The organism is Limnoraphis robusta CS-951, from assembly GCF_000972705.2.
Genome location: NZ_LATL02000266.1, coordinates 1 through 9,480, shown reverse-complemented (window position 1 = coordinate 9,480; position 9,480 = coordinate 1). Strand labels below are relative to the sequence as shown.

The window sequence follows — 9,480 nt, the reverse complement described above, 5'->3', positions numbered from 1 at the left end:
GAACCCGCCCCTACAAGACTGGTGAGGCGTAAAATCCCTATTGCCAAAACAGACTAAAATGATTATCATTTTAATTATCACCTCCATTTTGTAATGAATGGAGAACCCTTCGCCGATCAATTTTGGTGTATCTCACACTATGTCACCTTCACAGTTATTTCGGATATTGACTCACCCTAGCAGTTGGAAGCGTCGTCCTTTATTTGCGGTATTATTGATTTCAGCGATCGCTGTAAGCATCGGAAGTTTGACAACAGTCGCTCAAAACACCCGTTCAACTAAGGTTGTCGCTACCTTTTTACCAATGTACCTGTTTACCAAAGCCGTATCAGGTTCTAGTCAGGAAGTGGAAATTCTCGTTCCTCCCAACGTTACCGCTCACGAATATCAAGCCTCTCCCAGCGATGCGCGTAAACTGGCTCAAGCTCAAATTTTAGTCAAAAATGGTTTGGGAATGGAAACATTTCTCAGTGGGTTAGTGGCGAATGCGGGGAACCCTCAACTCAAACAAATTGATGCCAGTCAAGGAATTCAAGNAGTCAGGAAGTGGAAATTCTCGTTCCTCCCAACGTTACCGCTCACGAATATCAAGCCTCTCCCAGCGATGCGCGTAAACTGGCTCAAGCTCAAATTTTAGTCAAAAATGGTTTGGGAATGGAAACATTTCTCAGTGGGTTAGTGGCGAATGCGGGGAACCCTCAACTCAAACAAATTGATGCCAGTCAAGGAATTCAAGCGCTCCAAGAAGAAGATCACGATCATGATCACGGTCATTCTCACGCTGAAGGAAATCCCCATGTTTGGCTTGATCCGATTTTAGCACAGAAACAAGTGGCAAATATTCGGGAGGGTTTAATCGCCGCAGATGCAGGAAACGCTCAAACTTATCGAGCGAATGCTGATGCTTATATTAAACAATTACAACAACTTGATCAAGAATTTAAAAGTCGTTTAGGTTCGGTAAAAGGCTGCAAATTTATAGCATTTCACGAGGCTTATCCTTATTTAGCGAGACGATATGGCATCCAACAAATGGCGGTGTTAGAACTTCCCGAAGATAGCATTTCTCCCCGAGATATCCAGCGTGTTATTGCAGCAGTTAAAGAATACGATGTGCAGGCTTTACTCAGTGAACCGGGAGTCAATGATAGCCGACTCCAACAAATTTCTAATGATGTTGGACTGCCTGTAAAAACGCTAGATCCGATTGAAACAGGCTCTTTAGATCCTCAATATTATTTTACCGCCATGCGGAAGAATTTAAAAACGCTAGAGGATATTTGTAAATGATCGCGTGCCAAGAATTCGGAAGTCAATCTGTGGTCAAGGTACAAAACTTGACGATTCGCCGAGGCAATTATCTAGCAGTTGATGGGGTTTCATTCCAACTATTTTCAGGAACTAATACTGCTTTAGTTGGGCCGAATGGAGCCGGAAAAACCACCTTGATTAGAGCAATTTTAGGATTAATTCCCTATGAGTCAGGTCAAGTCGAAATATTAGAAAAACCCTTAAATTTATTGGGAAAACGATGGGATAAAATTGGTTATATTCCGCAGAAGTTTTCTTTTGATCGCTATTTCCCCTTAACTGTAGAAGAATTAGTAGCCTTAGCCTTACCGAAATCGATGTTTTGGAAATCACGAGAAAAAAAGATTTCTGTACAAAGTGCTTTAGTTAAAGTTAATCTTGAAAATCAATCTAAACAACGCATTGGAACGTTAAGCGGAGGTGAACTCAAACGGGTTTTACTGGCTTATTGTTTAGCCGTTCCTCGTCATTTAATAGTCTTAGATGAAGCCTTAGCCGAAGTGGATGCAACGGGTGAGGTTGAATTTGCAGAATTATTGAATAAACTCCAACGAGAACAAGGATTTGCGATTTTACAAATCTCTCACGATTTAGATTTAGTCAGTCGGTATTGCGATCGCGTTTTGTGTCTCAACCGAAAAATTCTCTGTCAAGGAAGTCCGCGAGAAACATTATCAACTGAGAATTTACAAGAGGTTTATGGTTCAACACAAATTCGTTATTTTCACTCTCATTAAAACATCTTATAATTCTTTGTTGTCTCTGATTTTAAGAAGGGCGGGTTTATTAATGTTGTTTCTGGGAAGCATAGATTTTGCCCGAACCCGCCCCTACATTTTTTGTTGCCTTTTGAATTGAAGAAGGGCGGGTTTATTAATGTTGTTTCTGGGAAGCATAGATTTTGCCCGAACCCGCCCCTACATTTTTTGTTGCCTTCTTAATACAATGATTAATTCAGACTGGATAGAACTTTTAAGCTTACCGTTTATGCAACGAGCGATTATCGGTGGGGTTCTACTGGGAACATTGGGGGGACTTTTAGGAAGTTTTGTAGTCCTCAGACAGCTTTCAATGTATGGTAATGCTTTAGGTCATGTAGCATTTTTAGCCGTCGTCATTGGGGCATTTATTCCACTTCCCTCTAACCTCTCCCTAACCGTGTTACTCGTATTTTTTGGCTTAGGAGTGATTTATTTAATAGACAAAACTAATCTAGGTAGTGATACCATTTTAGGCGTTATTGTTGCAGGTTCAGTAGCGCTAGGAACCATTGGATTTTCTTTTTTAGAAGGCAATCGACGTAATCTGTTATCGGTTTTGTTTGGAGATATCCTCGCTATTAGTAATCTTGATATTATTTTATTAGTCTTACTGTTAGCCGTCACGATTTTCAGTTTTGTTGTTACATTACCCCAACAAATCCTCCTGACATTTAGTCCAGATTTAGCTCAACTCAAGGGCATTCCCATACAACTTTATCGCTATAGTTTTATTGTGCTATTATCCCTAACTTTAGCGTTGTCTATTCGGGCTGTAGGGATTTTATTAGTCAATGCTTTTTTAGTGATTCCCGCCGCGACTGCGAGATTAGTTTGTCAGCAATTTATACCATTTTTAGGACTCGCTACGGCGATTGGGGCAGTGAGTGGTATTCTAGGAATGATGATTTCTGGAATTTGGGATTTACCTTCAGGGCCAAGTATTGTCCTGGTGCAGCTTGTAGTATTTTTAGTCGGAGTCGGATTGAGTCGGTCGAGTCATTAACCCCACCGACTAACGGTTTCACCCTGATTTTTCAATACTATTGTGATCTAAACTCGCACACCACTTTAAAAGGCTTTTTGAGTCAATTTCTGCACACAAATCAACAACAGGTAGACACTTGCGAGATAACTAACTGCCGGAATCAGAACACGCAGCAAATCCGAGATCATTTTGACTGCACCTCCAAACAAGAAACAACTATGCTGATCCTAATCTTAATTATTTTTTAAGAATTGCCGTCATTAGTATAACCTAAGCCTGAGTACAAATCATCATTCTGTGGAGAAAAATTGAGAGATTCCCCATACAACCCCGACATCAGAAGCAGCTATTTCCCAAAACGTTTAGATAAGACTTGACAAATTCTGAAAAATGCGCTACCAATAGCCAAAGTATCGCGTCGATTCGGCCAAACTCAAACAGTAGGCTAGAAAAGATCGTTTATGAATTTAGACATAAACTCAAAATTAAGATAGTTTTGAAAGTAAGCCCTACTTCCGATAAAGCGATCGCATATTTTTGTGCTGTCCTCTATCCGGCTTACTTCCCGGATAATAAAAGACAGTTTGGCTTGCCGATCTGCTCCCTATATTCTCGAAACCCATACCTGTTCGCTGCTCATATCTCCGAAAAGACGCCATGGCAACCCTAGTGATCGTCGAATCTCCAACGAAAGCTCGCACCATCAGCAACTTCCTTCCCCGTGACTACCGTGTGGAAGCATCGATGGGTCATGTGCGTGACCTACCGCCCTCAGCAGAAGAAATTCCCGAAGAGTACAAGGGAGAGAAGTGGGCGCAGCTTGGCGTAAATGTCGAAGCCAACTTCGAGCCAATTTACGTCGTCCCGAAAGATAAGAAAAAAGTCGTCAAAGAACTCAAAGACGCCCTCAAAGCTGCCGATGAACTGGTTCTAGCGACAGACGAAGACCGCGAAGGCGAAAGTATTAGCTGGCATTTGCTGCAACTCCTCAAACCCAAGATCCCGACAAAACGAATGGTCTTCCACGAAATCACCCAAGAAGCCATTCAAAAAGCCCTCAACAACTGTCGGGATGTCGATGAACAACTGGTTCACGCCCAAGAAACCCGACGCATTTTAGATCGCCTCTACGGTTATACCCTCTCACCCCTACTCTGGAAAAAAATCGCCCGAGGCTTATCCGCCGGACGAGTGCAGTCTGTGGCTGTACGCTTACTCGTTAGCCGAGAACGAGAACGTCGGGCTTTTCGTCAAGGGGACTATTGGGACTTAAAAGCCTTACTTGAAAAGGATAAAACCAGCTTTGATGCCAAATTGATCACAGTAGGCGGCGTGAAAGTAGCAACCGGAAGCGACTTCGACGAAAGCACAGGTAAAATTGCCCAAGGTCGTAACGTCGTTCTGCTCGATGAAGCTCAGACGATGGCCTTAAAAGAGCGACTTACGGATAAACCCTGGACAGTCAGTAATATCGAAGAACGTCCTGTTACCCGCAACCCCGCCCCCCCGTTTACGACTTCCACCCTCCAACAAGAAGCCAACCGCAAATTGCGACTGAGTGCGCGTCAGACGATGCAAGTGGCTCAAGGGTTGTACGAACGGGGCTTTATCACCTATATGCNTCGGGCTTTAAAAACGATCCCGAAAACCGCAAACCCGCCCCCCCGTTTACGACTTCCACCCTCCAACAAGAAGCCAACCGCAAATTGCGACTGAGTGCGCGTCAGACGATGCAAGTGGCTCAAGGGTTGTACGAACGGGGCTTTATCACCTATATGCGAACCGACTCCGTTCACCTATCTGAACAGGCGATAGAAGCGGCTCGGGCCTGCGTTGAGGAGAAATACGGCAAAAACTACCTCAGTCCCAAACCCCGCCAATATACGACCAAAACAAAAGGCGCTCAAGAAGCCCACGAAGCCATCCGTCCGGCGGGAAGTCGTTTCCGCACGCCCCAAGAAACCTCTCTCGGCGGAAATGACCTGAAACTCTATGATTTGATTTGGAAGCGAACCGTCGCTTGTCAGATGGCCGACTCCCAACAAACCAACATTTCTGTTGAGTTGCAAGTCGAAAATGCGGGTTTTCGTTCCAGTGGAAAACGCATTGATTTTCCCGGCTTCTTACGGGCCTATGTCGAAGGTTCTGATGATCCCGAAGCAGCCTTAGAAAACCAAGAAGTATTACTTCCGCCTCTGAAAGTGGGCGATCATCCCAAATGTCAGGAACTCGAAGCCATTAGCCACGAAACCCAGCCCCCCGCTCGGTTTACAGAAGCGTCTCTGGTGAAAACCCTCGAAAGTGAAGGCGTTGGCCGACCCAGTACCTACGCCAGTGTCATTGGCACCATTATTGATCGCGGCTATGCTCAGTTAAAAGGAAATGCCCTCATCCCGACGTTTACGGCGTTTGCGGTGACGAATTTACTGGAAAAACATTTCCCCGACTTGGTAGATATTGGGTTCACCGCCCGCATGGAAAATACCCTCGATGATATTGCGGAGGGAGAGGCGAGTTGGCTTCCCTATTTGCAGAAGTTTTATTCGGGAGATCAGGGGTTAGAAACGCAAGTTCGGGAACAGGAAAGTCAAATTGATGCCAAAGTTGCTCGGACTATCGAACTCGAAAAACTGGGGGGTGAAACCGATGGTATTCTCTATCGGGTTTGTATTGGCAAGTTTGGGCCGTATATTGAAGCGGAAAATGGCTCAGAAATCGTTACGGCTTCTATTCCGCAAGACTTAACCCCGGCGGATCTGACGCCTGAGTTGGTGCAAGAACTGCTTCAGCAAAAAACCGAAGGCCCTGAAAAGTTAGGGCTGCATCCCGAAACGGGAGAAGGGATTTTTATGTTGATTGGCCCCTATGGCCCCTATGTGCAGTTGGGTGAGGAGTCTGAGGAGAATAAAAAACCCAAGCGGGTGTCTTTACCCAAAGGCGTTGAAAAGGATAGCGTGACTTTTGACATGGCGGTGGGTTTACTGTCATTACCGCGACTGTTGGGGGTTCATCCTGAAACGGGGGCGAAAGTCAAAGCGGCAATTGGACGGTTTGGCCCCTATGTTGTCCATGATCAGGGTAAAGAGGGGAAAGACTATCGTTCCATTAAAGCTCCGGATGATGTGTTGAGTATTACGTTAGATCGGGCCTTGGAAATGTTGGCTCAACCGAAAGCTAGTCGAGGTACTCGGCGCACGGCGACCCCCTTACGAGAGTTAGGCGCTCATCCTGAAGATAACGAACCTGTGAACGTTTATGATGGCCGTTATGGTCCTTACGTTAAACATGGGAAAACCAATGCTTCTGTTCCAAAAGAAGTAACCGTTGAGGATGTAACCTTAGAGCAGGCGTTGGAATGGTTGGCGGCGAAAGCAAGTTCCGGTTCAAAGTCGAAAACAAAGTCGAAAACAACAGGAACTACGACTAAAACAACAGGAACGACTAAGCGTTCAAGCACTCGTAAGAAAACCACCAAATAAGCTCCCAAAATTCATCCCAAAATATTCTAGAGGCGTTCTTCTTGAACGTCTTTAGTTATCGCAGTGAGCGCTGGTATAAAATTCTTGAATTTCAATCACTTTATAAGTATCACTCCATAGAATATCAGGCGGGTATAGCAGTACCAAATTATGTATGAAGGAAGATTTTTCAAGAAGCAAAATCTGAAAGCCTTAAGCTTTTTTTCCGGATGTATGGGCTTAGATTTAGGACTGGAAGAGGAAGGAATTAAGGTGCTTCTCGCCTGCGAGATCGATGCCGCAGCCCGAAAAACAATAGAAGCAAATCGACCAGATGTGGCACTCATCGGAGATATTAGAGACTACTCAGCCACAGCAATTAAGGAAAAAGCAGGTTTGAGTCCTGACGAAGAAATCGATCTAATCGTTGGTGGGCCTCCTTGTCAAGCTTTCAGTAGTGCGGGTAAACGACAAGGGTTCAATGATGAACGAGGAAATGTCTGTTTAACGTTTATCGATTTAATAATTGAACTACAACCCAAGTTCGCAGTAATTGAAAATGTTCGAGGGTTATTATCAGCAACATTAAAGCATAGACCTCATAATATGAGAGGTAAAAACTATCCACCTTTATCACCCGATGAACAACGGGGAAGCGCACTACTTTTTATCACTCATAAATTGAAAGAAGCTGGGTATAGTATTTCTTTCAACTTATATAATACTGCCAATTTTGGAACTCCACAACAACGAGAAAGAATTATTATTACTTGTAGCCGGGATGGAAAAAAACTTCCCTACCTAACACCGACTCACTCAGAGAAAGGTTTATATAATCTTCCGCGATGGCGAACATTGAGAGAGGCGCTAGAAGGACTTCCTCAGAATGAACATCATTTTGTCAAGTTCCCAGAAAAACGACTTAAATATTATCGACTGTTAAAAGCTGGACAACATTGGCGAGATTTGCCAGTAGAATTACACNATCTTCCGCGATGGCGAACATTGAGAGAGGCGCTAGAAGGACTTCCTCAGAATGAACATCATTTTGTCAAGTTCCCAGAAAAACGACTTAAATATTATCGACTGTTAAAAGCTGGACAACATTGGCGAGATTTGCCAGTAGAATTACACCAAGAAGCTTTAGGAGGTTCTTATCATGCAGGCGGTGGAAAAACAGGCTTTTATCGAAGGTTAGCCTGGGATAAGCCTTCTCCTACATTGTTGACACATCCGGCTATGCCTGCAACTGATTTAGCACATCCAGAAGAAGATAGACCCCTCAGTATTGAAGAGTACAAGCGAATACAAGAGTTTCCAGATGATTGGATAATTTTAGGAAGTTTACTGGATCAATATCGACAAGTTGGAAATGCAGTCCCCTGTTCTTTGGGAAGAGCGATCGCTAGAATGTTATTGATTCATCTCAAAGGTAAAACACCTATTATTTACCCAGACTTTCCCTATTCCCGTTATCACAATACTGATGATATGAGTTGGATGATTGAAACATTAAGTGAGCTTGAAAAAACAAGGGAAGAACAGCTTTCTTTCCTTATTATGCAATAAAGCAATTAATTGGAAATATTGAAGTAGGAAGATTATACTTTGCTTAACTCACTATTAGAGCTTTAATTTTTTGAGTTTACAAAATTATTTTCCTAACACCTTAACCACTCCAATTCCTCCAAAATATAGCATCACAACCGATCCACCTAATAAACTTTGAGTCAAAGGATCAGTAGAAGGGGTTAAAATAGCCCCAGCAACAAAGGCACCTAACACCACATATTTCCAACCGGAAAACATCTTTTTAGATGACACAATTCCGAGTAGCCCTAACAAAATCTGAATCACCGGAACTTGGAACGATAACGCGGTGACAAACAATAATTTTAACACAAAAGAAAAATACTTTTCTATCGACCAGAACTGTTCAACCACATCGCCGCCATAACCAATAAAAAACTTCAGTGCAGCCGGAACAATCGCCACATAAGCAAACACCAAACCCACACCAAACAGAATTGTTGAACCAAAGAATATCGGCCCTAAAAATCGACGTTCTTGAACACTAATTCCGGGTAAAACAAACCTGACAACTTGATAGAGAATAAACGGACTCGCCAACACTAACCCACTGTAACCCGCCACTTGTATTGAAACGAAGAAATATTCTCCGGGTGCCAGTTGCAGAAACTTCACCCCTTGGGCGGGTTTTTGTAAAACTTCAACAATAGAATTGGCAAAAATAAAACAACCCACCGCCGAAATAACGACTGCAATTAACGAATAAAAAATCCGTTGTCGTAACTCTTCTAAATGATCAAATAACGACATTTCCACTTCATCGGGAAATTCATCACCTGAATTCATTTTCTCTTCTTCAGGATTCATCAAGACTTCGGAAGGCAAACTGTCTTCAGTAACAGCAACACCGTTCTTATTTGAACCAGATTCAGGAGTTTCTAGAGGTGTCATATCGAGTTAATAATTTCAATAATCAAGATTTCAGCAGATGATTAACTATTGTATCGTCTCTCGTGCAGAAACTCGATAATAGCTAGGGTAATCCAATCCCAGACCTCTTTCCTCAGCAATCACCAAAGCAACAGTTTGATGTACCTCAGATCTTGCATCAGGGTGACAAACCCGGTTTCTTGCAGATGTTTAAACCTCAAAACCCAGAATTTTAGTCTAGAAACCGGGTTTCTGCAACAGTTTGATGCACTCAACTTTCTCATAGATTACCGTTCGGCAATCTTTTGGACGAATTAGTTATCATCAATTGACACTCCCACGTCGTAAACGACGGGGATTCTTCATTCTACGACTCAACTTGCTGAGACAGGATTTCTCCTATCACAGTAGAGGTAAAATCTCCTGTTCGCCGCAGGCGTTCCCGAAGGGTAGCGTTTTGATCTAAGATCCAAGTTCCGCTATGCCCTAGCGTACTCAAAGCTGA

Annotated in this window: 6 protein-coding genes and 3 pseudogenes; 8 read left to right on the top strand and 1 reads right to left on the bottom strand. The window is 43.3% G+C overall.

Annotation, left to right across the window (positions count from 1 at the left end; translation table 11 throughout):
* Positions 1 to 97: 97 nt before the first annotated feature.
* The 8 genes and pseudogenes from WN50_RS37805 to WN50_RS37795 form a co-directional block, all read left to right on the top strand.
* Positions 98 to 536 (top strand): annotated as a pseudogene (locus WN50_RS37805) (metal ABC transporter substrate-binding protein); the annotation flags it as partial.
* Between the two features lies 1 nt (position 537).
* On the top strand, positions 538 to 1,290 hold a 753-nt coding region (locus WN50_RS22605; protein WP_235441086.1), incomplete at its 5' end, for a metal ABC transporter solute-binding protein, Zn/Mn family.
* The gene (locus tag WN50_RS22600) at positions 1,287 to 2,048 is read left to right on the top strand and encodes a metal ABC transporter ATP-binding protein (protein WP_046280139.1); all 762 of its coding nucleotides are present in this window, start codon (positions 1,287 to 1,289) and stop codon (positions 2,046 to 2,048) included. The genes WN50_RS22605 and WN50_RS22600, both read left to right, overlap by 4 nt.
* A 208-nt stretch (positions 2,049 to 2,256) precedes the next feature.
* Entirely contained in the window at positions 2,257 to 3,075 is an 819-nt protein-coding gene (locus WN50_RS22595) for a metal ABC transporter permease (protein ID WP_046280141.1), read from the top strand.
* A 639-nt stretch (positions 3,076 to 3,714) separates the two neighbouring features.
* Positions 3,715 to 4,678, top strand: a pseudogene (locus tag WN50_RS22590) (DNA topoisomerase); the annotation flags it as partial.
* Between the two features lies 1 nt (position 4,679).
* Positions 4,680 to 6,536: DNA topoisomerase (locus WN50_RS22585; RefSeq protein WP_152964901.1), on the top strand; the 1,857-nt coding region annotated here is incomplete at its 5' end.
* Positions 6,537 to 6,686: 150 nt separating this feature from the next.
* Positions 6,687 to 7,499 (top strand): annotated as a pseudogene (locus tag WN50_RS37800) (DNA cytosine methyltransferase); the annotation flags it as partial.
* 1 nt (position 7,500) lies between these two features.
* The coding region (locus tag WN50_RS37795) for a DNA cytosine methyltransferase (protein ID WP_425354835.1) at positions 7,501 to 8,084 on the top strand (584 nt) is incomplete at its 5' end.
* A gap of 84 nt (positions 8,085 to 8,168) precedes the next feature.
* Here WN50_RS37795 and tatC read toward each other — a convergent pair.
* Positions 8,169 to 8,996 carry a twin-arginine translocase subunit TatC gene (tatC, locus tag WN50_RS22575; protein WP_063847378.1) on the bottom strand — a complete coding sequence of 276 codons (828 nt, stop codon included), beginning with the start codon at positions 8,994 to 8,996 and terminating at the stop codon, positions 8,169 to 8,171.
* Between the last annotated feature and the right edge of the window lie 484 nt (positions 8,997 to 9,480).

What these genes read in the sequence shown, in the direction of transcription:
- WN50_RS22600 (WP_046280139.1), top strand. Translation starts at nt 1,287, where the DNA reads ATGATCGCGTGCCAAGAATTCGGAAGTCAATCTGTGGTCAAGGTACAA.
- WN50_RS22595 (WP_046280141.1), top strand. Translation starts at nt 2,257, where the DNA reads ATGATTAATTCAGACTGGATAGAACTTTTAAGCTTACCGTTTATGCAA.
- tatC (WP_063847378.1), bottom strand. Translation starts at nt 8,996, where the DNA reads ATGACACCTCTAGAAACTCCTGAATCTGGTTCAAATAAGAACGGTGTT.